This is a genomic window from Pseudomonas sp. PGPR N4, assembly GCF_059693665.1.
Map to the genome: position 1 here is coordinate 149,258 of NZ_JCAUKV010000008.1, position 25,884 is coordinate 175,141.

Annotated in this window: 22 protein-coding genes and 1 tRNA gene; 9 read left to right on the forward strand and 14 right to left on the reverse strand. The window is 60.9% G+C overall.

Translation table 11 applies throughout. The features are described 5' to 3' along the window. Nucleotides 1-91 precede the first annotated feature (91 nt). Together AC58X1_RS23960 and AC58X1_RS23965 are read left to right on the forward strand one after the other, a co-directional pair. Nucleotides 92-571 carry a fimbrial protein gene (locus AC58X1_RS23960; protein WP_188035349.1) on the forward strand — a complete coding sequence of 160 codons (480 nt, stop codon included), beginning with the start codon at nucleotides 92-94 and terminating at the stop codon, nucleotides 569-571. A gap of 16 nt (nucleotides 572-587) precedes the next feature. Beyond that, complete coding sequence (locus AC58X1_RS23965; protein WP_188035350.1) at nucleotides 588-1,094, forward strand: fimbrial protein; 507 nt, start codon at nucleotides 588-590, stop codon at nucleotides 1,092-1,094. 157 nt (nucleotides 1,095-1,251) lie between these two features. Here AC58X1_RS23965 and AC58X1_RS23970 read toward each other — a convergent pair whose 3' ends face one another. The 5 genes from AC58X1_RS23970 to AC58X1_RS23990 form a co-directional block, all read right to left on the reverse strand. Next, nucleotides 1,252-1,899, reverse strand: coding sequence for a response regulator (locus tag AC58X1_RS23970; RefSeq protein WP_188035351.1), 648 nt, complete (start codon nucleotides 1,897-1,899; stop codon nucleotides 1,252-1,254). 40 nt (nucleotides 1,900-1,939) lie between these two features. Then, entirely contained in the window at nucleotides 1,940-4,834 is a 2,895-nt protein-coding gene (locus tag AC58X1_RS23975) for a hybrid sensor histidine kinase/response regulator (RefSeq protein WP_188035352.1), read from the reverse strand. A gap of 117 nt (nucleotides 4,835-4,951) precedes the next feature. Beyond that, complete coding sequence (gene pvrR / locus AC58X1_RS23980; RefSeq protein ID WP_150572742.1) at nucleotides 4,952-6,148, reverse strand: response regulator cyclic di-GMP phosphodiesterase PvrR; 1,197 nt, start codon at nucleotides 6,146-6,148, stop codon at nucleotides 4,952-4,954. Next, a complete protein-coding gene (locus AC58X1_RS23985) occupies nucleotides 6,145-8,967 on the reverse strand; it encodes an ATP-binding protein (protein WP_188035353.1) in 2,823 nt (940 codons plus the stop codon). The genes pvrR and AC58X1_RS23985 overlap by 4 nt, the downstream gene beginning before the upstream one ends. A gap of 93 nt (nucleotides 8,968-9,060) precedes the next feature. Beyond that, on the reverse strand, nucleotides 9,061-9,396 hold the full coding sequence (locus AC58X1_RS23990; RefSeq protein ID WP_188035354.1) for a hypothetical protein: 336 nt from the start codon (nucleotides 9,394-9,396) through the stop codon (nucleotides 9,061-9,063). 368 nt (nucleotides 9,397-9,764) lie between these two features. Between AC58X1_RS23990 and AC58X1_RS23995 the strand changes: the two genes are divergently transcribed. Together AC58X1_RS23995 and AC58X1_RS24000 are read left to right on the forward strand one after the other, a co-directional pair. Next, nucleotides 9,765-11,090 (forward strand): HDOD domain-containing protein, encoded by a 1,326-nt coding sequence (locus tag AC58X1_RS23995; protein ID WP_150572745.1) that lies wholly within the window; start codon nucleotides 9,765-9,767, stop codon nucleotides 11,088-11,090. A gap of 106 nt (nucleotides 11,091-11,196) precedes the next feature. Further along, entirely contained in the window at nucleotides 11,197-13,299 is a 2,103-nt protein-coding gene (locus AC58X1_RS24000; RefSeq protein WP_150572746.1) for a putative bifunctional diguanylate cyclase/phosphodiesterase, read from the forward strand. 161 nt (nucleotides 13,300-13,460) lie between these two features. On the opposite strand, the gene AC58X1_RS24005 is transcribed toward AC58X1_RS24000, so the two are convergent. The 9 genes from AC58X1_RS24005 to AC58X1_RS24045 all read right to left on the reverse strand — a co-directional run bounded on the left by AC58X1_RS24005 (nucleotide 13,461) and on the right by AC58X1_RS24045 (nucleotide 20,898). After that, nucleotides 13,461-14,018 carry a histidine phosphatase family protein gene (locus AC58X1_RS24005; RefSeq protein WP_150572747.1) on the reverse strand — a complete coding sequence of 186 codons (558 nt, stop codon included), beginning with the start codon at nucleotides 14,016-14,018 and terminating at the stop codon, nucleotides 13,461-13,463. A gap of 82 nt (nucleotides 14,019-14,100) precedes the next feature. Then, nucleotides 14,101-15,201, reverse strand: a complete 1,101-nt coding sequence (ychF, locus tag AC58X1_RS24010) for a redox-regulated ATPase YchF (RefSeq protein ID WP_259077774.1) — start codon at nucleotides 15,199-15,201, stop codon at nucleotides 14,101-14,103. A 22-nt stretch (nucleotides 15,202-15,223) separates the two neighbouring features. Next, nucleotides 15,224-15,808 carry an aminoacyl-tRNA hydrolase gene (gene pth / locus AC58X1_RS24015; protein ID WP_101316482.1) on the reverse strand — a complete coding sequence of 195 codons (585 nt, stop codon included), beginning with the start codon at nucleotides 15,806-15,808 and terminating at the stop codon, nucleotides 15,224-15,226. A gap of 77 nt (nucleotides 15,809-15,885) precedes the next feature. Beyond that, nucleotides 15,886-16,482, reverse strand: a complete 597-nt coding sequence (locus AC58X1_RS24020; protein ID WP_150570046.1) for a 50S ribosomal protein L25/general stress protein Ctc — start codon at nucleotides 16,480-16,482, stop codon at nucleotides 15,886-15,888. A gap of 123 nt (nucleotides 16,483-16,605) precedes the next feature. Further along, nucleotides 16,606-17,547 (reverse strand): ribose-phosphate pyrophosphokinase, encoded by a 942-nt coding sequence (locus AC58X1_RS24025; RefSeq protein WP_099773531.1) that lies wholly within the window; start codon nucleotides 17,545-17,547, stop codon nucleotides 16,606-16,608. A gap of 47 nt (nucleotides 17,548-17,594) precedes the next feature. Then, nucleotides 17,595-17,669, reverse strand: a tRNA-Gln gene (locus AC58X1_RS24030). A gap of 34 nt (nucleotides 17,670-17,703) precedes the next feature. After that, complete coding sequence (gene ispE / locus AC58X1_RS24035; protein ID WP_188035356.1) at nucleotides 17,704-18,549, reverse strand: 4-(cytidine 5'-diphospho)-2-C-methyl-D-erythritol kinase; 846 nt, start codon at nucleotides 18,547-18,549, stop codon at nucleotides 17,704-17,706. Between the two features lie 3 nt (nucleotides 18,550-18,552). Further along, nucleotides 18,553-19,170, reverse strand: a complete 618-nt coding sequence (gene lolB / locus AC58X1_RS24040) for a lipoprotein insertase outer membrane protein LolB (protein ID WP_103436032.1) — start codon at nucleotides 19,168-19,170, stop codon at nucleotides 18,553-18,555. Nucleotides 19,171-19,173: 3 nt separating this feature from the next. Beyond that, entirely contained in the window at nucleotides 19,174-20,898 is a 1,725-nt protein-coding gene (locus AC58X1_RS24045) for a tetratricopeptide repeat protein (protein WP_220633083.1), read from the reverse strand. A 213-nt stretch (nucleotides 20,899-21,111) separates the two neighbouring features. On the opposite strand from AC58X1_RS24045, the gene hemA reads away from it, so the two are divergent. The 5 genes from hemA to murI are packed head-to-tail and all read left to right on the forward strand — an operon-like array spanning nucleotide 21,112 to nucleotide 25,837. After that, nucleotides 21,112-22,389, forward strand: coding sequence for a glutamyl-tRNA reductase (hemA, locus tag AC58X1_RS24050; RefSeq protein ID WP_101316492.1), 1,278 nt, complete (start codon nucleotides 21,112-21,114; stop codon nucleotides 22,387-22,389). Continuing rightward, entirely contained in the window at nucleotides 22,386-23,468 is a 1,083-nt protein-coding gene (gene prfA / locus AC58X1_RS24055) for a peptide chain release factor 1 (RefSeq protein ID WP_101316494.1), read from the forward strand. Before hemA ends, prfA begins: the two co-directional genes overlap by 4 nt. Further along, nucleotides 23,468-24,298 (forward strand): peptide chain release factor N(5)-glutamine methyltransferase, encoded by an 831-nt coding sequence (gene prmC, locus AC58X1_RS24060; RefSeq protein ID WP_101316496.1) that lies wholly within the window; start codon nucleotides 23,468-23,470, stop codon nucleotides 24,296-24,298. The genes prfA and prmC overlap by 1 nt, the downstream gene beginning before the upstream one ends. Continuing rightward, nucleotides 24,292-25,047 carry a molybdopterin-synthase adenylyltransferase MoeB gene (locus AC58X1_RS24065; protein ID WP_101316498.1) on the forward strand — a complete coding sequence of 252 codons (756 nt, stop codon included), beginning with the start codon at nucleotides 24,292-24,294 and terminating at the stop codon, nucleotides 25,045-25,047. The genes prmC and AC58X1_RS24065 overlap by 7 nt, the downstream gene beginning before the upstream one ends. After that, nucleotides 25,040-25,837, forward strand: coding sequence for a glutamate racemase (gene murI, locus AC58X1_RS24070; protein ID WP_101316500.1), 798 nt, complete (start codon nucleotides 25,040-25,042; stop codon nucleotides 25,835-25,837). The genes AC58X1_RS24065 and murI overlap by 8 nt, the downstream gene beginning before the upstream one ends. The last annotated feature ends 47 nt before the right edge of the window (nucleotides 25,838-25,884 follow it).

Below are 25,884 nucleotides of genomic sequence, written 5' to 3' on the forward strand. Positions count from 1 at the left end.
GAAAAGTGCCGGCGTCGCGGCTGTAATGCGTGCAGGTATGCCTATTTAAACATCGTTACCTTATTCGCTAATGCTCTGGAGGCATCGACGCATGAAAAAGGCTCTCTCCCTTGCTGCAACTGCTTTACTGTTGTGTTCATCTGCTCAGGCGGCGACCGACACTGTGACGATAAATGTCAGCGGTGCATTAACCCGTCCTCCTTGTACGCTTACCAGCGCGAGAACGTTGACCGCAGACTTCGGCAGTATCGAGTACGACAAAGTCGCCGCCGCAGATGCCATCGATCTGCCTCTCGCCCTTACCTGTCCGCCCAATTCGTCCTTCACTATTGCGGTCACGGCGGCGAGCGCGCTGACCGATACTATTGCATCGGCAGGCCTAGCCAATCTCGGCTACCAGTTGACCTGGAAGGACAACAAAACTCCGATTAACGTCCGGGGCGCTATCAGGAGAATGAGCAATGTTCAGGGTGCTGTTGACCTTGGCATTTCAGCCAAACTGATTGCGCGTGGCGCCCTCACCGAGGGTGATTTTTCAGCCTCGGCAGTGGTGAACATTGTCTATCTTTAACATTATGAGGTCCGCCTTGAAGCTGATAACCACGGGATGTTTGCTCCTGCTTCTTGCTCACTCCAGCCACTGCTATGCCGGTGACTCAAGTGCACTAAACATCGTGGGAAACCTGATCCGGCCGGCGTGCAGCACCCTGTTTCCTCTCAACCAGACCGTGGCGCTGCCATCTGTCAGCTTGAAAACGCTTGTGGCCGGTCCTTCCGAATGGTCTGAGGTTCCTTTAGGCTTTCGCTGTGCAGAACAAACCCAGGTCAAGCTGCGATTCGTTCCTGCAGATTTAGCGTATGACAGCATGACGTTGCGAACCAGCCTCGACGGCTTGGGCCTGCAACTACGGTTGATGGATGCGAACCAAGCAGCGACGCCGCTTGCTTTGCGGCTCAATGAAACTGTTGCCTTCAGCGTGTCAGCATCAGGCATCAGTCTGAGCCTCGGCGCACGGCCTGTGATGATAGGGAGTCAACCTCCAATGGTAGGCAGCTATCAGTCTCATTTGCTGATGGTCATCAGTTATCTGTAATCATTGCCACTGAACCGCTGTTCTGTTGGGGCCGGTTCTAGACCAGCCCACGTCAATCACCTACGCCAAAGTTCTTTGTCTAGGCCCTTGTACCCTTTTTCCAATCTCCCTGCACCGGGCTGCCCCGCAAGACTCGCCACTGGTCAATAGCTTCATCTCATGAAAACTGCCGAGTTTCGATGCAGTAAGTCATCAATGCTTGATCGCTGTCGACATCCAGCTTGCGCATGGCTGAAATCTTCTGCGCGCTCACTGTCTTGTTGCTGCGACACAACTGCCGGGCGATGTCGCTGACGGTCAAACCGGTGACGAACAGGCGCAGCACCTCCAGCTCACGTGGCGACAGGCTCTGGAAGCGGTCCTCGACCTGGCCAGGGCTGCCCATTACCGAGCGAGCCTCTGGTGCCGGGCTCTTGTAGCGGCGTTGCGAGCTCAGTGCCGTCAACGCCTTCTCGATCTCTTGATGCAGGTGGTTTTTCTGGATCACACCGGCCACGCCCAGCTCCTGCAGGCGTGACAGGATCAGGCTGTTGGAGATCATCGTCAGCACCAGGATCTGCGTCTGCGGGAAGTTGCGCAGCACGTACTCGATCAATTTCAGGCCATCGCCATAGGTGGCATCGCCGGGCATGTTGAAATCGGTGATGAGCAGTTGCGGGCTGTGCTTGCGCAACTGTTCGATCAGTTCACTGGAACTGACCGCCTCACCTACCACCGTGTAACGCCCGTCGCGCTGGACGATTTCGCGCACGCCCAGCAAAACGATGGGATGGTCGTCGGCAATGACGACATTCAATTGAGGCATGTATGAACTCTCTCGGGGTAGATGATGGGCATCGTTGGGTTCACTCGCTCAAACACTTCGACACGGCCATCAGACGGGCACACAGGGCCCGAATCTGTTGGACCAGTAATGGCGTGAGCGGGCCGTTGTGCAGTGCTTCCTCCAACTGCTGGCTGAGTTGATAGAGCGTCTGTGCATGGACACTGGCGAGCGCCCCGCTGAGGCTGTGCAGGCGCTGGCGGACAAGGCTGGCATCCATCGCAACGAGTCCTTGTTCGATGTGCGCAATGTCGGCGATCAGGGTCTTCGCCATCAATTCGCGCATAGCGGCAGACAGCTCGATCCAACCTTCCTGATCCTCTTTTGGCGCTGGAGATGGCGGTGGTGGCATCAGGCCGTTGGCCTTTCGGCAGTGCGACATCAGTGCCTGGCGCAGCATGCCCAGGCTCAACGGCTTGACCACCCAGGCGCTCATGCCCATGGCCATGCAGCGCTGACCTTCTTCACGCATCGCGTTGGCGGTGACGCCGATGATCGGCACGGTTACACCCTGTTCGCGCAGCGCTTGGGCCAGTTCATAGCCGTTGAGCCGCGGCATGTTTATGTCGGTAATGACCAGGTCGAAACGCTGGGTGTGCCAAAGCTTGAGGGCGTGCTGACCGTCGCGGGCTACGGTGGGATGTGCGCCCAACGCCTCGAGCTGTTCGCGCAGCACCGCCTGACTGACCGGGTTGTCCTCGGCGACCAGCACTTGCACGTTCAGGCAGGGCGCATCCAGGCATGACGGCACCATCGAGGTGGGCGCTGCCGGTGGTGGCGTATCCACCACCGGCAGGGTAATGAGCAATGAAAAGCTGCTGCCAAGGCCGGGCTCGCTGACTACGCGCATGGTGCCGCCCATCAGCTCGCTCAACTTTTTGCAGATCGACAGACCCAACCCTGCGCCATTGCCATCCTGGCCAGCCGCCACCTGGAAAAACGGCTTGAACAACTGGTCCATGGCTTTTTCCGGGATGCCGACGCCGGTGTCGGTGACTTGCCATTGCAGCGAGACGCTGTCGGCGCTGCGATCTTGCACTGTCAGGCGCAGACGCACGCGCCCTGAGTCGGTGAACTTGATGGCGTTGCCCAGCAGGTTGTGCAGTATCTGCCGCAGTCTCCCGGCATCGCCGATGATCTGTTTGGGCACTTGCGGATCGACTTCAGCCTCGATGTCCAGGCCTTTGTTGGACGCGGTTGCACTGAAGCCCACCACGGCGTCCTCCACCAACTGGGCGGGATCCAGAGGCGCCTCTTCCAATGGCATCTGCCCCGATTCGATCTTGGACACGTCCAGTACGTTGCTGATCAGTTGGAACAGTACCGTGGAAGAGCCCTGAATGACTTCCAGGTAGTGCCGCTGACGCTCGGTCATGTCGGTAAGCGATAGCAGCTCCAGATTGCCCAGCACGCCATACAGCGGGGTGCGGATTTCGTGGCTCATGGTCGCCAGGAACACAGTCTTGGCTTCGTTGGCGGCGGTGGCGCGGCGGTGCGCCTGATTCAGCATCAGGGTTTCGTCCACGTGTCGGGTGATGTCGTTACAGCCGCACAGGAACACGTCCTGGCCCTCGTAGCGGGCTGCCACGACCACCACCTGCACATAACGACCGCCAACCATCAGGCAGATTTCCCCAGGAGCCTGCTCGCCGTCATGGCTTTCGAGCAGTTGGATCACTGCCGGTGTCGCACCCAGTTGTACGGCGCGTTGATTATCCAGCAGCAGTTTCCGATCACTACGGCGCAGCACGCACAGCCCGACTGGCGCGTTATGCAGCATGAGCCGATTGAACGCCTCATTTTCGAACAGACGCTCCTGAGCACGTTGCGCAGGTATGACAATCCGCGACTTGTACCAGTGGTTTATCCATATCCCGATCAGGATCGCGACGAAGAAGGTCAGCATCAAACCGACAAGTGGCCACTTGGCGTAGCGCAGGAAGTCCTGATAGCTGATCGCATACAGGCCCGTCCAGCGCTCGCCGTTGGGCGAGATCAGCTTGAAGCGCAGTCCTTGCCTACTGAAGCTCAGGCCCAGGGGCGCCGTGTCGTCGGCACTCAGCGCGCCCATCACCACCTCGCCGTCGGGCGAGATCAGCGTGAATTGGTTGTAAACAGAGAGCTGCAGCACGCGCTCGAATTCGTCGACCTGGGCTGTATCCACCGCTGCGGCCAGGACCAGCAGACCCTGCTGCTTGCCTGCCGGAAGCAGGGCACTGGCTGCGTCCAGGCCAATCATCGCGACCATGCTGCGGCGGTCCTGATACAGCTGCGCAGGTGCGCGCACCCAGTGAACCCGCTGATCGTTGACAAGCGAAGCGGCCGGTTTCAGTTGCTGCAAGCGGCTGACCACCGTGGCGTAGTGTTCCAGCGGCAGTGGCAAGTGCTGACGTGGCGCATCTGCGGCAGGTATGGCCAGGCTGGCGTCGCCGCCAGGGGCAAGGATGAACAGTTGCGGCGAAGCATAGAACGAGCTGGCCCAGAAGCTGCCGTAGTAATCGGTCATCCGCACGCCCATGGCCAGCGCTCTGCTCTCGTCTTCTTTGCTGAAGCCGGCGCCATGGGCCAGTGAGAACGGCAGCGAAAGTTCGATGCCTCTCGCCTGGAGCAGCACCTGATCACCGAGCGGCTCGGTCTGGGTCACCAACACCGACTGCTCCGAGCGCAACGGGGGTGAATGGTTGTGCCGGTAGCTCGTCGCGACATTGCGCAAAAAGGATTCATGCTCATGGATGATTTCCACAACGCGGGCGAAGTGGAATTCGACACGCTGTTGCTCGGCTTCAAGCAGCCGTGAAACCGCCCAGTAGCAGGTGCTGGTCAGTACCATCAGCAGGCCAGCCATCAGCAACAGGGCTTTGTTCAGGCGCTGGGAACTCAGCGCTAGCGCATCGAGGCGCAGACTCGCATGTTTCATGGATTGTGCTCGGCCAAATTGAGGTAAGAGGACTGATGCAAGACTTAGGCAACAGCGTCGAACGCCCTTAACAGGGCCGCACTTCCATGAGCTGAAACGTTTGACCAGATCATTCTACTAAAGTGCTGGCCGTGGGCCATCCTTCCTCAGTAAAGTCGCTAAATCATCCCTGGCAACCGCTGGGGAAAGGATAAAACCCTGAACGTGGTCGCATCGAACGCGGCGCAGCACCGCCAGTTCAGCTTGGGTTTCGGCCCCTTCGGCTACGGTGGTCAGGCCAAGCTTGCGGCCTAGCTCCGTGATGCTCAGCAATGCCGATGCCAGGCCGTCGTTTTCGCCACAACCCGACACCAGTGAACGGTCGATCTTGAGCTCCGTGAACGGTGTCGACACCAGATTGAAATAGGAGCTGTAGCCTTTGCCGAAGTCATCCTGGGCCAGGCCGAATCCCATCAACCGCAAGCGGCATGCCCCAGCGTAGTAGTTACTGGAGAGCTGGGTGGTCGAGGTTTCGGTCAGCTCGAAAGTGATCTGCCTCGGGTCGGCCTGGTTGACCCGTACCTGGGCCAGCAAGCGGTCGACCAAGTCAGTGTCATCGAGCAAATGAGTGGGCAGATTGATCGACACAGGTAACTGATGCCCCATCCTTGCCCATTGCGCCTGGGCGCCGAGCGTTTGCCCGAGCATGCTGGTCAGCAGCTCGATTTCCAGCTGGGTGTTTTCGATGTCGTCCAGAAAGGCGCCAGGCATCAGCAATCCTTCGGCAGGGTGAACCCAGCGCGCCAAGGCCTCTGCACCGACGATGCCGCCGTCATGCAACGACATCTTTGGTTGGAACCACGCCTGGATTTCACCGCTCTCCAGGGCCTTGGCAAGGGTGCTTCGCGAGCGACAACCACGCGGCCTGCTGCTGAAAATCCGGGCTTGCTCAGTAAGGTCATCAAGGCGTTCACGCAAACTGACGACCTCAGCCTCACGCACCGGTTTGGAAATCAGGCCGGCAACCCGCAGTCCGAGATTCTTCGCCACCTGGCCGGAGCCAACCAGCATGCGTCGCGAAGCTGCGGTCATCAACGCAAGGGCAGGGGGGCGATGCAGTTGGGCCAACTGTTGAATCAGTTGCACGCCATCCATCTGCGGCATCATCAGGTCGGTCAGCAGCAGGTCATAACGACCGCGGGAGAGGCGCTGCAGGGCAGTGGCGCCATCCCAGACCAACTCGACCTCAAACCCGCCTGCCACCTGAAACACGGTTGTCAGGTACTGGTGTTGGAAGGGATGGTCCTCGACTATTAGCACGCGATAGACGTTCAAGGCACGCTTCTCTGATAGGGCTGCAAGCACTGGTAGAGGGCATGCAGCGTGAAGGGTTTGACCAGCAGGTGCTCCATGCCCGCGCCCAGGCAGCGCTCTGCCTCGTCGAGCATGGCATTGGCGGTGGCACCGATGATCGGCACACTGCAACCTTGCGCGCGAAGCTCTCCGGTTAGCTGATAGCCGTTCATGCGGGGCATATTCACGTCGGTCAAGATGATGTCGAAGTCGGCGTCCTGCCATAACGCCAGAGCTTCGAGGCCGTCGCGCGCGAGGACCACGCTGCAGCCCAGTTCTTCGAGCTGGTCACGCAGGATCAGTTGATTGATCACGTTGTCTTCGGCCACCAGCAGGTGCAGATTCAGACGTGTTTCTTGCGCCGCACGCGGCTGCACCGGTGCGTCCTGCACCTCGATGCCCAGCGCCTGGCTGACAGCGCGATTGAGTGCGTGCAAGTTGTTCAGGCCTACTCGCCAGGTGCGCTCGTCGCTCTGCACAATGCCGTGGACGTCCTGCGCAACCACTAGCCGATTGCCGACCCAGTCATCTTTCAAGGCGGTGCTTGCCTGACCGGGACACAGCTCCACCAGCACGGCATCGGCATCGAGTTGGCTGGCGTCCTGGCCGATCAACTGTGCCCGTGCACCCCAGCGGCGGAGCCAGCCTGCGGTATGCTCGGCGAGTTCCTGAACCTGCGAATGTACATAGATGCGTTCGCTCAGCAACGGCCTGGCCCAGGCATGCTGCAGGTTCGCTGTGACTTGCTCGAGCGGCAGCGTGAAGGCAAAGCTGCTGCCCAGCCCAGGCTCGCTGAATACCCGCAGCGAGCCATTCATCAGGTGCACCAGGCGCTTGCAGATGGATAACCCAAGGCCGGTCCCGGCGACGACATTGGCAGTCGGGTTGCTCTGGAAAAATGGCTCGAACAGTTGCCGTTGATCCTGGGTCGGAATGCCCTTACCGGTGTCGACCACCTGCCACTGCAACATCGCTCGCTCGCCTTCACGCGATACCAGCTGCAGGCGTACCACGATGCGACCGGTCTCGGTGAACTTGACCGCGTTGCTGAGCAGGTTGCCGAGAATCTGACGAATCCGAGTGACGTCCCCCATCACCTGCTCGGGCAAAGAGGGGTCAATGCAGGCGAACAGCTGTAGCGCTTTGCTCTGGGCGGCGCCGGTGTAGCTCTGGATAACGTCCTGGGTCAGCTCCAGGGGAGAGAAGGTGGTGAGTTCCAGGGCCAGTTGGCCGGCTTCGATCTTCGATACATCCAATACATCGCAGATCAATTGCAGCAAAGATGCTGACGAGCCTTCGATCGCAGTCAGGTAGCCGCGTTGCTGGGCGTCCAGTTGCGTACGCGACAGCAGTTCGAGGGTGGCGAGCACGCCGTACAGCGGCGTACGGATTTCGTGGCTCATGGTTGCCAGGAACAGGGTCTTGGCTTCATTGGCAGCGTCGGCCAGAGTGCGCGCCTGCTGCAGGGCGATTTCAGCGGTTTTGCGTTCGGTGATATCGCTGAACGCGCAGATCAGGACATCTTCACGTTGATAGCGGGTGGGTGCGTAGCTCAGATAAAGATGACGGCCATCTGCCATTTGCAACTCATCGCTGCTGCTACGCAGCAGCTCGGCGCCAAATGCCCGCTCGATCCAGCGATGGCACAGTCGCGTGCGCTCGTCGCCTGTTGCCAACCATTGCGCTGACAGCGGGTTTTCCAGTACCACCGCGCCGTCGCTGCGGCGCAGAACGCACAGGGCAACCGGTGCGATGCGAATGACCGCGCTGCAGAACGCTTCACTTTCAATCAACGCGTCGATTCGCGCAGCTGCCGGCCCGATCAACCGCTGGTTGACACGCCTGACCAACCAGAGCATGAACAATGTGGCCAAGAGGCAGATCAGCAGTGCTGCAGTCAGTGGTGCGGCCAAGGCCGGCAGCAGGGACGACAACTGCACGCTGTAGACAATCTGCCAGTTTGAGTAGTCCAGCCGCTTGCGGATGGTCAACCGCTCCGGCAGCCAGTATCCACCTTCCCAGCCGAAGCTGGCTGCGCTTGGCGCGCTCTGCGCGGAGTTCTCTGCCCCAGGCGGTAGCGGGGTGCTGCTCAAGATCAGTTGGCCGTTGCCGTCCAGCAGTTTGAAGTCGCCCGCTTGCTCGTGCTTGAGGGCCTCGGTCAGATTGGGGCCCGCGACCTCTAGTCCCAGCCAGCCCGACGTCACGTTGCGCTCGTCCATGCGGATAAAGATGTACAACGGTGAGTCCAGCCGCCCGAGATCGGTTAGCCAGAGCTCGTCCTGCGGCGCCTGGCTGTCGTTGACCGAGCGCACCCGCTCCAGCACGCGTGCAGGCACCCGGTCATTGTGGTCGGCAGCGGTGAACAAGCGCTGCACTGCTTCTTCGGGGCTCTGCGGAACGTAGATCAGGCTGACCTGGCTGGAACGCAGATAGTCGAGCATGCGGCGGGTCAGCCACAGGCTCCAGATTTCGTGAGCCTGGCCGAGGATGATATGGATTTCTTCTTCCGGCACGTTGTTGGTTTCAGCCGCAGCAAGCGTCGGCTGCCTGACCGTCGACAATCCCAGCCCCTTGAGCAGTGTCTGGCGGCTGACGAAGAAACTTTGAGCATCGAAGACCGCTTCGTTCATGTAACTGCGGCGGGATGATATCTCCTCGTTCAGCGTCACGCGCATGTAGCTGTAAGCGCCGATGTAGACGCCTGCTACCAGGCTGAAGGCCAACAGGCAGAGGAGCCTGCGCGCCGCCTGGGGCGTCGAAAGCGAGGAGTAGGTAGTCTGAATGAGGTGGGCAGGTTTCATCGGCGCCAGCCTAGTTGGCGCCTGTCTTGTTCTGAATAGGACGGATCTCAATCTCCAGTCGGCGGGCGCTGGCCGGATAGCGGGGCGATCTGATCAGAGTATGGTCTGGGTAATCACATAGTGGCCTTGGGTGATTTGCCGGCCTGCGGCGTTCACCAGACTGTACTGCGCAGTGCTTCGGTTCGCTGCCAGGACCTGAATGTGCGCGGTCTGCTCGTTGATTGAAGTTTGCACGCTGAGGCTGTGCGCAACTGCGTCCAGTGGGCAGGAAGCCTTCACGGCCGCCGTAGCATGGGTCGTCAGTGCGCAGCCACTGCCGACAACACTGCCGGAGAAGTGAATGGTGCCGTGCACAGGCGCGTTGACGGCGGCTTGGCATAACGAAGAAAGCGCGGATAGCAAGACCGCTGCAACGTAAAGTCCTTTCATGATTGCGTTCCAATTCGAGGGGGCAATCGGGTTATCGGCAGGTCCCTAATTTTGCTGATGCTGAATCGTTTTTTCCCGACCAGTGGTCACGATCCCGGGGCGGCCTTCTGCGCCGAACGCAGGCAGTATGCCCTCGGCTGTTTCGAGGCCCTTTCCCTGGAGCTCTGAGCAACATGCCTGAGCAGGGCATCTCATCTTTAAGATCCGCCTTATGTCAGGCGTAATCCACCTTGCTCACAATATCCCCCGTCTGGCCCATTCAGGATTGCCGGATCCTCGTCATCATCGAGCTCCCACTACGTCATGTACCAGCCCTGATGCCGCTGCTGTTTAACGGGATGACCTGTTCGGATACTTGAGAGTTACCCATGAACGCTATAGATGACCTTGCTCCACGAATACTTGTCGCAGAAAGCGACCCCTCGGTGCGCGAGACGCTCCGGGAACTGCTGTTGAGCATTCGCGGCGATGCCAATCTGGAAGTTTGTGAGGACGGCGCTCAAGCCCTTGGTGCATTGTCGACCGAGCCGGATGTGATCATTGCAGGGCGAGAGCTGGCGGGTATCAGCGGCCTGGATCTGTTGCGGATCGTGCGAGCCAATAGTGACAGACCACAGCTGCCGTTCATGCTCATGAGCGAGCGTATTGACATCGCCAGCGTGCGCGAAGCGTTGCCGCACAGGCCCACGGCTTACCTGGGTAAACCGCTCAAACTCGGCAGCTTGCGTAAACGCCTGGAGGATCTTCTGCTTGAAGTCGAGCAGCAGATTCGCAGCCCGGCACCGGCATTGCAGCCGGGCGTCAGCCTGTCGGCCTTCCTGACCCAGCGCCGCGCAAGCGCCGATGGCGGCCCGCTGTTTGCCGATGTGAAATTGCCCTTGCTCGATAGGTTGGGTGGCCAGGACGTGGACCTGCACAGGCTTGAGCAGCAGTTGTGCCAGGACCCGCAGCTAACCGCGGTACTGATAGCTGCCGCCAACAGTGCGGCAGCAGACTGTGATGCCTGTGTCCAGACCTTGCCCCAAGCCCTGAACAGACTAGGCAGTGCCCAGAGCCTGAACCTGATCATGGGCCTCGAGCTGAAATCCAGCGCGCGCCTGAGTGATCCACTGCTGGCGCGGCATGCTGAGCACTTTCTGAATCTATCACTGCAGGTTGCCGAGTTTGCACACACTCTGGCGGGCATATTCAAAGTGGACCAGCAGCGTTGTTATTACGCAGGCCTGCTGCATTGCCTGGGCGACCTTGCGGTAATTCGCAGCCTGCAGGAATGGCGCACGCTGGGTGGCGAACTGGACGACGAACGGGTGCACGCATCGCTCAGCGCGTTTGGCGCGCCATTCGGCTCGGCTTTGCGCGCTCGCTTGCGTCTGCCTTTTCAACTGCGCGAGCTGATTGCCGCGATCTATCATCTGAGGGGAGGCGTGTACGTTCGTGACTGCCTGGTGATGAACCTGGCCGCTCAGCTCGCATGCGCGTCACCCACCCAGAGCAACGCGGCGATCGCCAACAGTACTGCTGGGCGCCTGCTCAAGGTGGATCTGCCGACGCTCGATCTGCTACGTGAACCACACGCAGTGGATTTTCAGAAGCATGCAGGCGTAGCGCGCGAAGAAGGCCCTCCCAGTGACCCGGCGGCAGTAGTGGCCGGGGCATGGGCGGACAATCGTGTTCGGCTGGCCAAGAGGGCGTGATCTTGCCATGTACGGTGGCAGGGAGTGCGCGCGACTCCGAAAGCCTTTTTACACACCATCATCAAGCCAGCTTCTGGAGATAATCTCGCTAGGCTAGGGGGACTGTATGTCGTTGGTTGAAAGCTCTGATGTGATGTATCGGTTGTTGGTACAAAGTGTGGTGGATTACGCGATCTATCTGCTCACGCCCGACGGAGTGGTCGCCAACTGGAATCCCGGCGCGCAGCGTGCAAAAGGTTATGAAGCGCGCGAGATAGTCGGGCAGCATTATTCGATTTTCTTCGCCGAGACGGATCGCACCGCCGGCGTACCGGCAGCCAATCTTGAACACGCGCGCATTTTTGGTCGATTCGAGGATAATTGCTGGCGTGTACGCAAAGATGGCAGCCTGCTGCGCGCCCATGTCGTGATCGAAGCGGTGCGGGACGATGATGGGCTATTGGTCGGGTTTGCGAAGATCACCCGCGACATCTCCGAGCGCCATCGCAATGAGTTGGAAGTGCTGCAGGCCAAACAGTTAGCCGAGCAGTACAGCCTGGAAATGACCAACCTCTCGCAGTTTCTCGACTCTGTGATCGCCAACATCCCCGCCTGCGTCATCGTTCAGGACCTCGCCAGCCGCCGCATTCTGCTGGCCAACAAGCATGCCGATCGGCTTTTTGGCGGGCAGGGTGAGCCTTTGGAGGGGCGCTTGCCGCGGGAGTGTGCGTTAGCGGGCGCGGCTGAGTTTCTCGAAGAGCAGTTGGTGCGAGGTGCCTGCACGGTCAAGGGCTACGCTGCCGAGACCCGCATACAGACGGCCATCGGTTCACGCACATTGAGAAGCCGTGCGCTCCTGAGTCAGAACATGGGCAAGCAGGCAGATTACGTCCTGTTCATCGCCGAGGATGCCACCGATGAGCTTGCCGCGCACGCGCAGATACACCACATGGCCCACCATGATGCGCTCACTGGACTGCCCAACCGCACACTGTTCAACGAGCGCCTCAAGAAGGCGCTCGCTCAGGGAGCAGGCCGCGGCAAGTTCACAGCGACACTGTGCCTGGACCTCGATAACTTCAAGAATATCAACGATTCGTTTGGCCATGCCTTCGGGGACAAGCTGCTGCGAGCTCTGGGCAAGCGCCTGCGCGATGAGCTGCGCGAGGCGGACACGCTAGCCCGGCTGGGTGGTGACGAGTTTGCGGTGGTCCTTGCAGAACTGGATTCTCCGGAGCCTGCCCGTGCTACGGCCCAACGTCTGATCGAAGTGATCGAGCCGCCTTTCCATATTGAAGGCCACCAGTTCTCCGTCGGCGTGAGCATTGGTATTGCGTGTGCGCCGCAGGACCATGATAGCGCTGAGCAGTTGCTCGGTTTCGCCGACATGGCCCTTTACGAAGCCAAACGCAATGGTCGTAACCGCCATGAAAGCTTCAACGTCGGACTGTATGACGCCGCGCACAAACGCCGCCTGGTCGAAACCGACCTGCGTACGGCATTGCACCTAGGACAGTTGCAGTTGTACTACCAGCCGATCATGGACCTGCGCAGCAACGTCATCTCTGGCTATGAGGCGCTGATGCGCTGGGAGCACCCGAGCCGCGGCATCATCATGCCAATGGATTTCATTCCTATAGCCGAGGAGACGGGGCTCATCCACGAGCTTGGTGCCCGGGCCTTGAACCTTGCCTGCCAGGAGGCTGTTACCTGGGAGGGACAGCAGAGCGTGTCGGTCAACTTGTCGCCTGTGCAATTCAAGAATGCCGGGCTTGTGCGCACCGTGGCCCTGGCACTGTCAGACTCCGGGCTGGCGCCGCAACGGCTGGAACTGGAAATCACCGAATCGGTACTGCTGGGTAACAACGACGAAAATGCGCGTGTTCTACGCGAGCTGAAAGACCTTGGGGTAGCGATTGCCCTCGACGATTTTGGCACCGGCTATTCATCGCTGGGTTACCTGCGTGCTTTCCCGTTCGATCGGATCAAGATCGACAAGTCGTTTGTTCACGACATGTGTGAAAGTGCCGAGGCGATGTCGATCATCCGGGCCATTACCGAGCTTTCCAGAAGCTTGATGATCAAGATTACTGCCGAGGGGGTAGAATCTGCCGAGCAGATGGAGCGGCTGGTGGCTGAAGGGTGCTCACACGTACAAGGGTACTTCTGTGGGCGGCCGGCACCGGCCAGCGACCGTATGAAGCAGCTGATCAGAGTGGAGAAGGATTGACCAGGGCAATCCTGGCCACGCCGAGCATGGCGAGGTAAAGCGTTGCCACAGCCTCTTCAGTGCACACAGCCCCCTGAGTGAAGTTCTACTGGGGGTTGCGTGTCAGAGCTGTCCACACAAATGTCGGATAAGCCCCCACTACAACCGTAGGCAAAACCCACTCAGCAGCGGCGATACACCACAGCACTCCAATACCCGCTATTACCGGACGCCTGTGGCACCCAGCCTGCTGCCCGCAACCGCTTGCCAATCAACCGATTCATGATCCCGTGCCCAACCAACAACACCGGCCCACCCTCAGCCATCGACTGCAACCGTCGAGCCCCGTCATCCGCCCGCGCCCCGGCTGCCTTGGCCGACTCAACTCCCGCCGAATAGCCGCACAACCACAGCACCCGCAGCACAGCCGCCCAGGTAAACGGCGAAAGCTTCGCCAACCGCCCACGGCCACCCGGCAACTGCGCCTCGCAGAACACCGCATCAACCACAGCAGGCTCGACCCCAAGCGCCTGCGCCGAGCTCAGCGCACGCGGCGCGCTGCTGCAGGCAATTACCTGCGCACCAGCCGCCAACTGCACGCTGGCAGCAGGTGCAGGGTCTTGGGTGATGACTGAGCGATCATAGTCTTCGATCCAACCCCGCATGTCACCGAGGGCAACTCGACTGGTCACAGCCAGTTGCGGCTGGCCATGACGCATAAGAATAATCTGCTGTTCCATGCTGCTCTGCTTCCTTGTTGAATTCGCCACAAAAAAAATCCGACGCCAAGGCATCGGATTTTTCACATCAACCTGAAACCAATCAGACGTTGAAGCGGAAGTGCATCACATCGCCGTCTTTGACGATGTAATCCTTACCTTCCAGGCGCCACTTGCCTGCTTCCTTGGCGCCGCTCTCACCTTTGAACTGAATGAAGTCGTCATAGGCGACTACTTCAGCACGGATGAAGCCTTTCTCGAAGTCGGTGTGGATCACGCCAGCCGCCTGCGGTGCGGTAGCACCGATGCGCACAGTCCAGGCGCGTACTTCCTGCACACCGGCGGTGAAGTAGGTCTGCAGGTTGAGCAGCTCGTAACCGGCGCGAATCACCCGGTTCAGGCCAGGCTCTTCCAGGCCCAGGGCTTCGAGGAACATGTCCTTCTCTTCGCCGTCCTCGAGCTCGGCAATCTCGGCCTCGATCTTGTTGCACACCGGCACCACCACTGCGCCTTCTTCTTCAGCAATCGCGCGCACTACATCCAGGTGCGGGTTGTTGTCGAAGCCGTCTTCAGCAACGTTGGCGATGTACATCACCGGCTTGCTGGTCAGCAGGTGGAAGCCACGGATCACGGCCTTCTCGTCGTCAGCCATGGTCTTCATCAGGCTGCGCGCTGGTTTGCCTTCAGTGAAGTGCGGGATCAGCTTCTCGAGGATGGCCTTCTGCGCGAGGGCCTCCTTGTCACCGCCCTTGGCATTGCGGGTGACTTTCTGCAGTTGCTTCTCGCAGCTGTCGAGGTCGGCGAAGATCAGCTCGAGGTCGATGATCTCGATGTCACGCTTGGGGTCGACGCTGTTGGAGACGTGAATCACGTTCTCGTCTTCGAAACAGCGCACCACGTGGGCGATGGCGTCGGTCTCGCGAATGTTGGCGAGGAACTTGTTGCCCAGGCCTTCACCTTTGGAGGCACCAGCAACCAGGCCGGCGATGTCGACGAACTCCATGGTGGTCGGCAGGATGCGGTTCGGCTTGACGATTTCAGCCAGAGCCGCGAGGCGCGCATCCGGCATCGGCACGATACCGCTGTTCGGCTCGATGGTGCAGAAGGGGAAGTTCTCAGCCGCGATGCCGGACTTGGTCAGCGCGTTGAACAGGGTGGACTTGCCGACGTTGGGCAGGCCGACGATGCCGCAATTGAAACCCATGGAAATTCCCCTCTTGGTGAGATCAGGCCTTCTGGCAGTGCAGCTCGCGCATGGCCTTGGCGAAGTCGCCGGCGAGCACGTCCGGCAGCACGCCGAGGGCAAAGTCGATGCTGGCGTCGAGCTTGTCCTGTTCGGCGCGCGGTGCGCGGCCAAGGACGAAGTTGGAGACCAGCTTGGCGTCACCTGGGTGGCCGATGCCAAGCCGCAGGCGATGGAAATCGTTCTGGTTGCCGAGTTGCGCGATGATGTCGCGCAGCCCGTTGTGCCCACCGTGGCCGCCACCTCGTTTGAGTTTGGCGACGCCCGGAGGCAAGTCGAGTTCGTCGTGAGCCACCAGAATGGCCTCCGGTTTGATCCGGAAGAAATTGGCCAAGGCCGCCACGGACTGGCCGCTGCGGTTCATGTAGGTGGTGGGGATCAACAGACGAACGTCGTTGCCCTGATGGCTGAATTTTGCCGTCAGGCCGAAATATTTGCGGTCAGCAGTGAGTGAAACCCGCTGGGCGCTGGCAATGCGTTCAACGAAAAGAGCCCCTGCGTTATGCCGGGTCTGTTCGTATTCGGGGCCGGGGTTACCCAGGCCGACGATCAACTGGATGGCGGTCACGTAGGGGCTCTTCCTTGGAGTTGGTGGGGCACAGTGCTGGGCACTGTAACCCGGTCAACACCGGCGCGCCGAGTAGATTACTCAGCAGCGCCTTCTTCAGCGTCAGCAACAACGCGCGGAGCGTGAACGTTGGCAACAGCTTTGTCATCACCGTGGGCCAGAGCTACGAACTCTACGCCTTTAGGAGCTTTCAGGTCCGACAGGTGGATGATGGTGCCGATTTCAGCGTTAGCCAGGTCAACTTCGATGAACTCTGGCAGGTCTTTGGCTTCGCAGGAAACTTCGATCTGAGCTTCAACGTGCGAGATCTCGCCGCCTTTCTTGATCGGTGCTTCTTCGTTGATGAAGTGCACTGGAACCTGAGCGGTCAGTTTCTGGCCAGCGACAACACGGATGAAGTCGGCGTGCATGATGAACTGCTTGACCGGGTGACGCTGCAGAGCCTTGACGATGACGTTCTGCTTGGCGCCGTCAACGTTCAGCTCGATCACGTGGCTGAAGGCAGCTTCGTTTTCGAACAGCTTGGCGATTTCCTTCAGAACGAAGGTCACGGACTCAGCTTCTTTGTTGCCACCGTAGATGACGGCAGGGATGCTCTGCGTGTGACGCAGGCGGCGGCTCGCACCTTTCCCCAGGTCAGTACGCTTGATTGCGTTCAGGGTAAAATCAGTCATTTTGTTTCTCCAAAATAGCCAGCACCCGCAGGCGTTTGCGACCAGCGCCAAACGGGGTGGGCAAAAAAGCCCCGCCCCGACATAAGGGTCGGGGCGGGGCGCTTTTCGTCAACGGGGTTCCGCTTAGCGGAACATCGCGCTGATCGATTCTTCGTTGCTGATGCGGCGAACCGCTTCAGCGACAACCGGTGCAATATCCAACTGGCGGATACGGTCACAGGCTTGAGCAGCGGCCGACAGCGGGATGGTGTTGGTCACCACCAGCTCGTCGAGTACCGACTTCTCGATGTTCTCGATCGCTCGGCCCGACAGAACCGGGTGCGTGCAATAGGCGTAAACCTTGGCAGCGCCGTGTTCTTTCAGAGCCTTGGCCGCGTGGCACAGTGTGCCGGCGGTGTCGACCATGTCGTCTACCAGGATGCAAGTGCGCCCTTCGACGTCGCCGATGATGTGCATCACTTCGGAGTGATTAGCCTTTTCACGGCGTTTGTCGATGATACCCAGATCGACACCCAGCGACTTGGCAACAGCCCGTGCACGCACGACGCCACCGATGTCTGGGGAGACGATCATCAGGTTCTCGAAACGCTGGTCTTCGATATCGTCGACCAATACGGGCGAGCCGTAGATGTTGTCGACCGGGATATCGAAGAAACCCTGGATCTGGTCAGCGTGCAGGTCGACAGTGAGAACACGGTCGATACCCACGACAGTGAGCATGTCAGCGACAACTTTGGCGCTGATGGCTACACGTGCCGAACGCGGACGGCGGTCCTGGCGGGCGTATCCGAAGTAAGGAATCACGGCGGTGATTCGGGAGGCTGAGGAGCGGCGGAAGGCGTCGGCCATCACTACCAGTTCCATCAGATTATCGTTGGTCGGAGCGCAAGTCGGCTGAATGATGAAGACGTCTTTACCGCGGACGTTTTCATTGATCTCAGTGCTGATCTCACCGTCGGAGAACTTACCGACAGAAACATCACCAAGTGGGATATGCAGCTGACGTACGACACGTCGAGCCAGATCGGGGTTAGCGTTCCCCGTAAAGACCATCATCTTGGACACGCGCAGTACCTGAAGGCTGAGGGTATACCTGGATGAGTATAGGAAAATGGCAGGGGCGGCTGGATTCGAACCAACGCATGGCAGGATCAAAACCTGCTGCCTTACCGCTTGGCGACGCCCCTGTATCTGTTGCTGCGAGTACTGTGTACTCGACTTCTAGAGCAGACTCTGTAGCTTGCGATGCAACATCGAAACGTTGCTTCCTTTTGCCACAAACCCTGTTTGAGTCTCTGAAAGAAGGGCCAGAACTTTATCAGCTTCGGCTTTGCTTGGGAAGGCCCCAAACACGCAACTTCCAGTACCGGTTAATCGAGCTTCAGTATATTTACCAAGAAGATTCAACGCATTGCGAACTTCCGGGTAACTTTGCTCTACCACCGGTTGGCAGTCATTTCGACTGTTTCCCTCGGGAACGGGGCGCATCTTAAGGGGGAGGGAATCACGTGTCAACTGCGGATGTGAAAAAATTTCCGCTGTGCTGACAGACACTTGCGGCACCAGCACGACATACCACGGCTCGGCCGGATCGACCGGGGTGAGCTGCTCGCCAACACCTTGGGCGAAGGCCGCATGGCCGCGCACGAACACCGGTACATCGGCGCCCAGGCTCAGTCCCAGCGCAGCCAGGCGATCAAGGTCCCAGCCCAGTTGCCACAGATGGTTGAGGCCGAGCAAGGTGGTCGCGGCGTCGGAGCTGCCGCCGCCAATGCCGCCGCCCATGGGCAGAAGCTTCTCCAGCCAGATATCCACACCTTGAGTGCAGCCTGACTGCTGCTGCAATTGGCGCGCAGCGCGCACGATCAGGTTGCTGTCGTGGTCGACTCCGGGGACGTCCGTCTGCAGGCGCACCTGATCGTCGTCGCGCAGGGCAAAGTGCAACTGGTCAGCGTGGTCAAGAAACTGAAACACGGTTTCCAGCTCATGGTAACCGTCATCGCGGCGGCCAATGATATGCAGCCACAGGTTCAGCTTGGCCGGTGCCGGCAGGCTCAGCGTGGTCATCGATCAATGCCCCAGTTGCCGCGGTTGCCAGTCTTTGACCACCAGGGTGACGTCGATGTCCTTGCCATGCAGCTTGATTCGCTCTGGCAGCCAGTAGCCATTCTGCTCGGTGTAGCTCAGGTACTGCACCTGCCAGCCATCCTGGTTCAGGCTGGCCAGGCGGCTGTCCTGGTCGAGGGTCAGTTGGCTCTTGCTGTCGGGGGCGGGCAGGCCGCGCACCCACCAGACCAGATGCGACACCGGCAATTCCCAGCCAAGCTGTTCGGCGAGCAGAGCCTCTGGGCTCGGCGCTTCATAGCGGCCCTGGTTGGCTACCTCCAGCACCACGCCGCCGGGACGACCGGTCAGACGCGCGGCACCGCGGCCGAGCGGGCCAGCCAGGCGGATGTCGTAGTAATCCTGGCGCTGCAGCCAGAACAAGGTGCCGCTACCGGAGTCCTTGGGCGCGCGGATGCCGACCTTGCCGTTGATCTGCCAGCCGTCGAGGCTGCTCAGCTGTTGTTTGTGTTGACGCCACAGTTGTGGGTCGCCCTGGCCCTGCACGGCTTCACGACTACCAAAGCTGCTGCAGCCAGCGAGCACGGCGATCAGGGTAAAGGTAAGGCAATGACGCAAAAACATGGCTTAGAGAGTCTCTGATCCGGTCAGGCGCAAGACGGTCTTGCGCAGGACACTACTGTCGGGTTGGGTTTCGAAGGCTTTGGCCCAGACCTGGCGCGCTTCGCGGCGCTTGCCATTGGCCCAGAGCACTTCGCCCAGGTGGGCTGCCACTTCGTGATCGGGGAAGCGCACCAACGCCTGGCGCAGGTAGCGCTCGGCTTCATCCAGATTGCCCAGGCGATAGTTCACCCAGCCAAGGCTGTCGAGCACGGCAGGGTCGTCCGGGGTCAGTTGGTGGGCTTTTTCGATCAGGGCTTTGGCTTCGGCATAGCGCGTGGTGCGGTCGGCCAGGGTGTAGCCGAGGGCATTCAGGGCCATGGCGTTTTCCGGCTCGCGGGTGATGATGGCGCGCAGGTCCTTTTCCATCTGGCCGAGGTCGTCACGCTTTTCGGCGAGCATGGCGCGGGTATAAAGCAGGTTGATGTCGTCCGGGTAGCGCTTGATAGCTTGCTGCAGGACCTGGTCGGCCTGCGCCGGCTTGTCGTTGTTGCCGTAGCTTTCGGCCTCGATCAGGTACAGCTGGATGGCGTAGTCGGGCTGTGCTTCGCGGGCTTCGGCGAGCAGGCGCGAGGCCTCGCGGCCGCGGCCGTTGGCGATGAGGATGTCGGCCTGGCGCAGTTGCGCCGGCAAGTAGTCAGCGCCTGGGCCCACCATTGCGTATTCGCGCAGTGCCGCTTGCGGGTCGTTGCGCTGCTCGCGGATCCGGCCCAGGTTGAGGTGCGCGGCATCGACGTTGCTGTCGCGTTCGACCAGCTCTTGCAGATAGCCTTCGGCCTCGTCCCAGTCCTTGTTTTCCAGGCATACCAGCGCCAGGGAATAGCGCAGTTCGTCATCCTCCGGGTACTGCTGGAGCATGCTTTCGAACTCGGCCTTGGCGTCGCCGATGCGGTCCTGTTCGACCAAGGTGCGCGCATAGGTCAGGCGCAGGCGCTTGTCTTCCGGGTTGTCGCGAATTGCTCGGCGCAGCAGTGGCAATGCTTCAGGGCCGCGGTCGAGGGCTTGCAGCAGGCGTGCACGGAGCAGGATCGGAGCGATTTCGCCATTTTGCGGTGGGTGCTGCTCCAGCAGAGCCAGCGCTTGCTCCGGTTTGTCGTCCTGATTGAGCAGCAGCGCCTTGCCGAAGATCAGCTGGCCGTTCTCGGGGTACTTCACCAACAGGCGCTCGAAGCTCTGCATCAAGCCATCCCGGGTGCTTTGATCGGTCTCGGCTGCAGACAGCGCGAGGAAGTCGAAATGGGTATCGCCCTGACCTTGCAGGACCTTTTCCATGAACACCATCGACTCGTCGTAGCGCCCGCCACGCGCCAGCTGGATCGCGGCGGCGCGTTGGGCGTCGAGGTTGTCCGGGTCGTTGCGGGCCCAGATCAGCGCGGTATCCAGCGCCGGTTCGTCGGCACCAAGGTACTCGGCAATGCGGAAGGCCCGCTCGGAGACGCCTGGGTCCTGGGTTTTCTCGGCCTGGTCCACGTAGTTGGCCAGGGCGATATCGAAACGGTTGCGCTGGCCGGCCAACTCGGCGACGAGCAGGCTGTAGAGGGTTTCCGGCTTGAACGATCCGTACACCACGGGCTTTTCCTGCGCAGCCTTGGCGGCCTCTGCAGCAGGCGGCTCGGCGGCGTTCTGCGGGGCCAGGCTTTGGCAGCCCTGCAGCAGGGCGAAGGTGAGCAGCAGTGCGTGGGATCTATTCATAGATAAGGTATAAAAGTGCTATCCGGCGGTCGCAGCATGATGACACAAGCGCAGTGGCAAACCCACCTGCGAAGCCATACCGCGTGATTAAGAATCAGGCGCGTGTAGTGGCCATCATGGCCACGATCTATTACGACAATAGTGAACGGTGGTTGTTCTGGAACCTGCGAAGTAGGACAATTATCGGCTTCACGTCACAACCAGCGACCTTGCATGGCCTTTCTTGCACTTGGTATCAACCATAAGACTGCCTCGGTAGACGTACGCGAGCGCGTGGCGTTTACGCCCGAGCAGCTGGTCGACGCCCTGCAGCAGCTCTGCCGACTGACCGCCAGCCGCGAGGCAGCGATCCTGTCGACCTGCAACCGCAGCGAGCTTTACATAGAGCAGGACCAGTTGACCGCCGACGCGGTGCTGCAATGGCTGGCCGACTACCACCAGCTCAGCGTAGATGAACTGCGCGCAAGCGCCTACGTGCATGAGGAACATGACGCCGTGCGGCACATGATGCGGGTCGCCTCCGGGCTGGACTCGCTGGTGCTGGGCGAGCCGCAGATCCTCGGCCAGATGAAGTCGGCCTACGCCGTGGCGCGTGAGGCCGGCACCATCGGGCCGCTGTTGGGGCGCCTGTTCCAGGCCACCTTCAGCGCCGCCAAGCAGGTACGGACCGACACCGCGATCGGCGAAAACCCGGTGTCGGTGGCGTTTGCCGCGGTCAGCCTGGCCAAGCAGATCTTCAGTGACCTGGGCCGTAGCCAGGCGCTGCTGATCGGGGCTGGCGAAACCATCACCCTGGTTGCCCGCCATCTGCATGAGCAGGGCGTGCGCCGTATCGTCGTGGCCAACCGTACCCTGGAGCGGGCAAGCATGCTCGCCGAGCAGTTCGGCGCCCATGCCGTACTGCTGGCGGACATCCCTCAGGAGCTGGCACACAGCGATATCGTCATCAGTTCCACTGCCAGCCAGTTGCCGATTCTGGGCAAGGGCGCGGTCGAAAGCGCGCTGAAGCAACGCCGGCACAAGCCGATCTTCATGGTCGACATTGCCGTGCCGCGGGATATCGAAGCGCAGGTCGGCGAGCTGGATGACGTCTACCTGTATACCGTTGATGACCTGCACGATGTCGTCGCCGAAAACCTCAAGAGTCGCCAGGGCGCGGCGCAAGCTGCCGAAGAGCTGGTTGCGGCCGGCGCCGGCGACTTCATGGTTCGCCTGCGCGAGCTGGCTGCGGTCGACGTGCTCAAGGCCTACCGCCAGCAAAGTGAACGGCTACGCGATGAAGAGCTGCAGAAGGCCCAGCGGCTGCTGGCCAACGGCGGCAACCCGGAGGACGTGCTGGCCCAGCTGGCCCGAGGGCTGACCAACAAATTGCTGCACGCACCCAGCGTGCAGCTGAAAAAGCTCTCGGCCGAGGGCCGCGTCGATGCGCTGGCCATGGCCCAGGAACTCTTTGCCCTCAACGAGGGCTCCACGGACAAACCCCCGCAATGAAAGCGTCGCTGCTGAATAAACTGGATATCCTCCAGGACCGCTTCGAGGAACTGACTGCCCTGCTCGGTGACGGCGAGGTCATTGCCGACCAGACGCGCTTCCGGGCCTATTCCAGGGAATACGCCGAAGTCGAGCCGGTGATGAGCGCCTACCAGGAATGGCGCAAGGTCCAGGCTGACCTCGAGGGCGCGCAGGCGCTGCTCAAGGACAGCGACCCGGACATGCGCGAGATGGCCGTCGAGGAAGTCCGCGAAGCCAAGGAGCAGTTGGTCGAGCTGGAGTCGCAGCTGCAGCGCATGCTGCTGCCCAAGGACCCCAACGACGGTCGCAACGTGTTCCTGGAAATCCGTGCTGGCACCGGCGGCGACGAGGCGGCGATTTTCTCCGGCGACCTGTTCCGCATGTACTCGCGGTATGCCGAGAAGCGCGGCTGGCGCCTGGAGATTCTGTCCGAGAACGTCGGCGAGCACGGCGGCTATAAAGAGATCATCGCCCGCATCGAAGGTGATAACGTCTACGCCAAGCTCAAGTTCGAGTCCGGCGCGCACCGTGTGCAGCGGGTGCCGGAGACCGAATCGCAAGGGCGTATCCATACCTCCGCCTGCACCGTGGCAGTGCTGCCCGAGCCCGACGAGCAGGTGGCGATCGAGATCAATCCGGCTGACCTGCGTGTAGACACCTACCGGGCCTCCGGTGCTGGCGGTCAGCATATCAACAAGACCGACTCGGCGATCCGCATCACCCACTTGCCGACCGGCATCGTGGTCGAGTGCCAGGAAGAGCGTTCCCAGCACAAGAACCGCGCCCGCGCCATGTCCTGGCTGTCGGCCAAGCTCAACGACATCCAGACCAGCGCTGCGCAGAACGCCATTGCCAGCGAGCGCAAGCTGTTGGTCGGCTCGGGTGACCGCTCCGAGCGCATTCGCACCTATAACTATCCACAGGGACGGGTGACCGATCACCGCGTCAACCTGACCCTGTACTCCCTGGATGACATCCTCGCCGGCGGCGTCGATGCCGTGATCGAACCGTTGCTGGCCGAATACCAGGCCGATCAATTGGCTGCCCTGGGGGACTGATGACCATTATTGCCAGCCTGCTGCGCAACGCACAGTTGCCAGATTCGCCGACCGAACGGCTCGATGCCGAGTTGCTGCTGGCGGCTGCCCTGGGCAAGTCGCGCAGCTTTCTCCACACCTGGCCTGAGCGCATCGTCAGCAGTGAGGCCGCGCAGGTGTTTGCCGACTACCTCGCGCGCCGCCGTGACGGCGAGCCGGTGGCTTATATTCTCGGTCAGCAGGGGTTCTGGAAGCTCGACCTCGAGGTTGCGCCAGACACCCTGATCCCGCGGCCCGATACCGAGCTGTTGGTTGAAACCGCCCTCGAGCTGCAAGCCGGCGGCCCGGCGCGGTTGCTCGATCTGGGCACTGGCACCGGCGCGATCGCCTTGGCCCTGGCCAGCGAACGCCCGGTTTGGCAGGTGGTCGCCGTAGACCGGATCGACGCCGCCGTGGCGCTGGCCGAGCGTAATCGTCAGCGCTTGCAGTTGAGCAACGTCGAGGTGCGCAAGAGCCACTGGTTTGATGCCCTGGCTGGCGAGCGCTTCGCGATGATTCTGAGCAACCCGCCGTATATCCGTGCTGCCGACCCGCATCTGGTCGCTGGCGATGTGCGCTTCGAGCCGAGCAGTGCCCTGGTGGCAGGTGACGATGGCCTGGATGATCTGCGCGTGATCATCGCCCAGGCGCCTGAGCACCTCGTCGAAGGCGGCTGGTTGTTGCTTGAGCACGGCTACGATCAGGCTGATGCTGTGCGTGAACTGCTCAGCCAACAGGGCTTCACCGAGGTCGCCAGCCGGCGTGACCTGGGCGGCCACGAACGCATCTCGCTGGGGCGCCTGCCATGCTGAGTGATCAGGAACTGCTGCGCTACAGCCGGCAGGTCCTGCTGGCTCAAGTGGATATCGACGGCCAGTTGCGGCTCAAGCAGAGCAAGGCGCTGGTGGTCGGCGTCGGCGGCCTCGGCTCGCCGGTGGCGTTGTACCTGGCAGCGGCGGGGGTTGGCGAGCTGCATCTGGCCGACTTCGACACGGTCGACCTGACCAACCTGCAGCGGCAGATCATCCATGACACCGACAGTGTCGGCATGGGCAAGGTCGACTCGGCGATCAGGCGGCTGCAGGCGATCAACCCGGAGATCAAGCTGGTTGCGCACCGCTTGGCGCTGGACGAGGATTCCCTGGCAGCGGCTGTGTCAGCGGTCGATGTGGTGCTGGATTGCTCGGATAACTTCACCACTCGCGAGGCGGTCAATGCCGCGTGCGTAGCTGCGGCCAGGCCTCTGGTCAGCGGCGCGGCGATTCGCCTCGAAGGCCAGTTGTCGGTGTTCGACACCCGGCGCGATACCAGCCCTTGCTACCACTGCCTGTATGGCCACGGCAGCGAGGCCGAACTGACCTGCAGCGAAGCCGGTGTGATCGGCCCGCTGGTAGGCCTGGTCGGTAGCCTGCAGGCACTTGAAGCACTCAAGCTGCTGGCCGAATTCGGCGAGCCGCTGGTCGGTCGCCTGCTGCTGATCGATGCGCTGACTACGCGCATGCGCGAACTGCGGGTCAAGCGTGACCCGGCCTGCGCCGTGTGCGCTCAGCGCCATGGCTGAGCGCTCGGCGCCGGTCGGCGTGATGGACTCGGGGGTCGGCGGTTTGTCGGTGCTCGCCGAGATCCAGCGCCGACTGCCCAACGAATCACTGCTCTACGTGGCCGACAGTGGCCACGTGCCCTACGGCGAAAAATCCCCTGACTACATCCGCCAGCGCTTGCGCCATATCGCTGAGTTTTTTCAGCAGCAAGGTGCCAAGGCGATGGTGCTGGCCTGTAATACCGCGACCGTGGCCGCCGTAGCCGATCTGCGCGAGCAGTACCCGCAGTGGCCGTTGGTGGGGATGGAACCTGCGGTCAAACCGGCGGCGGCGGCGACTCGTTCAGGCGTAGTGGGAGTGCTGGCCACCACCGGTACTCTGCAAAGTGCCAAATTTGCCGCCTTGCTCGACCGCTTCGCCAGCGACGTCCGCGTCATCACCCAGCCCTGCCCGGGGTTGGTCGAGCGGATCGAGGCGGGTGACCTGATCAGCGCCGAGTTGCGCCGGTTGCTCGCAGGGTATGTTCAACCGCTGCTGCAGGCGGGTTGTGACACGCTGATTCTGGGCTGTACGCATTATCCCTTCTTGCGCCCGCTACTGGCCGAACTGGTTCCGGCAGATGTAGCGATCATCGATACCGGCGCTGCGGTGGCCCGGCAACTTCAGCGTTTACTCGGCGAACGCGACCTATTGGCAGAGGGGCCGGCGCAGCAGACCGCCTTCTGGACCAGCAGTGATCCGGACAATTTAAGAAAAATCCTACCTTTGTTGTGGAAGAAGTCCGACAGTGTGCGAAGCTTCCCACTGTAAAAAAAATGTGAAAAGCCACCTAGAAAGCTGAACTATCGTACAAGCTT

Bases quoted from the DNA above. Each gene is read 5' to 3' on its own strand.
- AC58X1_RS23990 (WP_188035354.1), bottom strand. From the start codon at position 9,396: ATGAAAGGACTTTACGTTGCAGCGGTCTTGCTATCCGCGCTTTCTTCG.
- AC58X1_RS24000 (WP_150572746.1), top strand. From the start codon at position 11,197: ATGTCGTTGGTTGAAAGCTCTGATGTGATGTATCGGTTGTTGGTACAA.
- AC58X1_RS23970 (WP_188035351.1), bottom strand. From the start codon at position 1,899: ATGCCTCAATTGAATGTCGTCATTGCCGACGACCATCCCATCGTTTTG.
- AC58X1_RS24005 (WP_150572747.1), bottom strand. From the start codon at position 14,018: ATGGAACAGCAGATTATTCTTATGCGTCATGGCCAGCCGCAACTGGCT.
- AC58X1_RS24045 (WP_220633083.1), bottom strand. From the start codon at position 20,898: ATGAATAGATCCCACGCACTGCTGCTCACCTTCGCCCTGCTGCAGGGC.
- murI (WP_101316500.1), top strand. From the start codon at position 25,040: ATGGCTGAGCGCTCGGCGCCGGTCGGCGTGATGGACTCGGGGGTCGGC.
- AC58X1_RS24065 (WP_101316498.1), top strand. From the start codon at position 24,292: ATGCTGAGTGATCAGGAACTGCTGCGCTACAGCCGGCAGGTCCTGCTG.
- hemA (WP_101316492.1), top strand. From the start codon at position 21,112: ATGGCCTTTCTTGCACTTGGTATCAACCATAAGACTGCCTCGGTAGAC.
- AC58X1_RS23960 (WP_188035349.1), top strand. From the start codon at position 92: ATGAAAAAGGCTCTCTCCCTTGCTGCAACTGCTTTACTGTTGTGTTCA.
- prmC (WP_101316496.1), top strand. From the start codon at position 23,468: ATGACCATTATTGCCAGCCTGCTGCGCAACGCACAGTTGCCAGATTCG.
- AC58X1_RS24020 (WP_150570046.1), bottom strand. From the start codon at position 16,482: ATGACTGATTTTACCCTGAACGCAATCAAGCGTACTGACCTGGGGAAA.
- AC58X1_RS23975 (WP_188035352.1), bottom strand. From the start codon at position 4,834: ATGAAACATGCGAGTCTGCGCCTCGATGCGCTAGCGCTGAGTTCCCAG.
- AC58X1_RS23995 (WP_150572745.1), top strand. From the start codon at position 9,765: ATGAACGCTATAGATGACCTTGCTCCACGAATACTTGTCGCAGAAAGC.
- prfA (WP_101316494.1), top strand. From the start codon at position 22,386: ATGAAAGCGTCGCTGCTGAATAAACTGGATATCCTCCAGGACCGCTTC.
- ispE (WP_188035356.1), bottom strand. From the start codon at position 18,549: ATGACCACGCTGAGCCTGCCGGCACCGGCCAAGCTGAACCTGTGGCTG.
- ychF (WP_259077774.1), bottom strand. From the start codon at position 15,201: ATGGGTTTCAATTGCGGCATCGTCGGCCTGCCCAACGTCGGCAAGTCC.
- AC58X1_RS23985 (WP_188035353.1), bottom strand. From the start codon at position 8,967: ATGAAACCTGCCCACCTCATTCAGACTACCTACTCCTCGCTTTCGACG.
- lolB (WP_103436032.1), bottom strand. From the start codon at position 19,170: ATGTTTTTGCGTCATTGCCTTACCTTTACCCTGATCGCCGTGCTCGCT.